1 protein-coding gene is annotated in these 1,994 nt (G+C 44.8%); it reads left to right on the top strand.

What is annotated here, in order from left to right:
* Window positions 1-194 precede the first annotated feature (194 nt).
* Window positions 195-1,994 (top strand): isopeptide-forming domain-containing fimbrial protein (locus IE082_RS10985; protein ID WP_189493954.1); only part of this gene is annotated, 1,800 nt, incomplete at its 3' end.

Genomic DNA, 1,994 nt, shown 5'->3' with positions numbered 1-1,994 from the left:
CTAACCGACGCTTTGAGGTGTCTTTGCCTTGATTGTAAATATGCTATGTGTGATTTAACAGCATGCTTTGTAAGGGAGCCTCTGTATGTTGAGATTCCCTTCACTGTTTTTAGGCGTTTGGCTCCTACATGTTAAGTCCCACACTCTGCTGTACAACTTTAACTAAAAACTGCGGTAACTAATGGAGTGCGAAAATGAAGCATCTTTTTAAATTATTGCTCATTCTGTCCATGTATTTATGGGGTAATTCGGCTTTGGCTGCTGGTGAGAAGGTTTTATTTCTGACCACGGTAGAGACAGACCCCGTTGGTATTCAGATCATCAATAATGCTCGAGCTGAGTTTGTAAACGCTGGTGCTGTGCTCACCGAGCAACCGGTTCTGGGTACTGCTGGGGGTGTAACGAGTTCGACCTTCACTGCGGCTGATGGCGGTGCGTATGATCTTGTTTTGATGGTTTCAGTTTTTACCCGCATTGATCCAACTAACTGGACTGTGATAAATAACGCCATTGCCACAAGGCAGGCAAATAGTTTTGTTATGTTTATTGATGGGTGTTTGCAATGCAATATCCCATCTAATGTCACTCAAATGTTCAACGCTCTGGATTTATTATCTACGGCAAATATCACAAGAGGCACAACGGATACGCCACCTCTTTTCGCTAATCTAAACACTGCTTCGCCTAACTCGGGCAGTTTTTCTGGTTTAAATCCGATAGGACTCTTAAATTTGACATACATTGATGGTGTGCCAAAGGATAACGTATTGTATTTGTCTAGAGATGCCACTGCGCCTGTTTTAACAGACACAGCCAGTGCTTCAGCCGCTATCTTTCCTATCAAAGACTCATACAACGGAGCTGGGGCTTGCGTTATCGCCACGGCTGATGCTTCTCCCTTCCAAACACCAAATGCTTATTCATTTAATCAAGGTAGAGTTGGTTCCGCCTACTTAAAAGCCGCAGGTTTTGGAGGGTCTTGTGGTGTAAACCCTCAGGTTATTAAGTCTTTTGACAAAACGACGATTGCTGGTGGAGAGACAGCTACTTTAACCATAAAGGTGAACACTACATCAGCAACACCGGTCACAGGACTAAGGTTGGTTGATAATCTACCTTCTCCTTTGCAAGTCGGCGGAGCGGTTACCAGCACATGTTTAGGAGGAGCGCTGAATGCGCCAGTTGGTGGTACAAGTGTGACGTTAACAGGAGCTGCTGTGCCTGTTTCTGGCTGTGAGATTACTGTGCCAATTATTTGGCCTGAAAGCTCATTCTGTGGGACTGCTGGTAGAACAGTAATAAATACTATTACCCCAGGGCCAGCCCCGACGGGTCAATTTAGTTCAGATTCAGGGCAAATAAACACCCCCACTTCGGCCAGCATCTCTTGCCAAGCTCAAAAAGTTGATTTGGTACTTAAGAAACAGTGGGTTGGTGTGGGTGTTTTAAATGACGTCGTGACAATTCCTGCAACGACTGGGTTTACAAACAATACAACGCAATTCACATCTACTAACCTGAATACGGATAATGCGACAACTGGTGCAGCAGTACAAGTTGCGGTTGGGGATGTAGGTACTTTGCCTGCTGAGATTTTTAGCACACCAACCAGTGCAAATAACTATGTCGCTTCCTCATGGGTATGTAGTGATGGACAAAATCCAGCCATCATTGTGCCCCAAGGTGGCCAGCTTACTGTACCTATTGCATCGGTAGATAAAACCTTGACCTGTACGTTGCAAAATAATGCCTTGGATCCAGTTGTTGATACCACTAAAACTGCATTACCTGCAGCGGGGACGACTGTTGCTTTAGGTCAGGTGATTGAATATACGCTTAAAACAAAAGTTACTGGTGCTCCGACTCTAACTAGCATTAACCTTAAAGATACTTTAGATCCTGGATTGACGGTTAATGCTGTGCCTAATGGCTGTACGCAAGCAGGGCAAGAAATTACGTGTAGTTTGCCTACGGGTACAGTCCAGGGTGAGTAT

The organism is Formosimonas limnophila (genome assembly GCF_014652675.1).
Lineage (GTDB): Bacteria > Pseudomonadota > Gammaproteobacteria > Burkholderiales > Burkholderiaceae > Hydromonas > Hydromonas limnophila.
The sequence above is the reverse complement of the archived record's forward strand: the minus strand, read 5'-3'. Positions and strand labels throughout refer to the sequence as shown.